1 pseudogene is annotated in these 582 nt (G+C 72.7%); it reads left to right on the top strand.

The annotated features are described in order from the left end of the window. Positions 1–582: pseudogene (locus FVW20_RS18295) on the top strand (DNA mismatch repair endonuclease MutL); the annotation flags it as partial.

The following is a 582-nucleotide window of genomic DNA, read 5'->3' as shown; positions in this document are numbered from 1 at the left end:
CCGGCGCGCGGCGCGACGGCCCGGCACCCGCCCTGCTGGTGGCCGAGGAAACGGGTCTTGCCGCCTCGCCCGGCCTGCTTTCGGACGGCTCCCGCCCGTTCACCGACGCGGACGCTCCCACCGCGCAGACATCCCCCCCGGACTTCATCCCGGAGGAAACGCGCGAGGGCGGCGTGCGCATCGGCGAATACACCTATCTCGGCCAGATCGCGGACACCTATCTGGTGCTGCGCCGGGGCCGCGACACCTTGCTGCTGGTGGACCAGCACGCCGCCCACGAATGCGTGCTGCACGAACGCATCAAACGGCGCGGCACGGCGGGCGGCGGCCAGTTTCTGGCCCTGCCCGTGGAACTGCCCCTGCACCCGGCAGAGGCGGAACGGCTGCACGAACTGCGTCCGGATCTGGAGGCGCTGGGCTTTGCGCTGGAAACCACCGGCGCCACGGTGCGCGCCCGCGCCGTGCCCACCCTGCTGGACCGTTCCGAAGCCGCCGCCTTCCTGCGCGAGGCGGTGGCCGGGCGCACCAACAGCCTCGACGCGCTGTGGGCCATGATGGCCTGCAAAGGCGCCATCAAGGCCG

The sequence above is a fragment of the Nitratidesulfovibrio oxamicus genome, assembly GCF_015731765.1.
GTDB lineage: Bacteria > Desulfobacterota > Desulfovibrionia > Desulfovibrionales > Desulfovibrionaceae > Cupidesulfovibrio > Cupidesulfovibrio oxamicus.
Note: the sequence above shows the minus strand (reverse complement) of the source record. Positions and strands in the feature narration are given on the sequence as shown.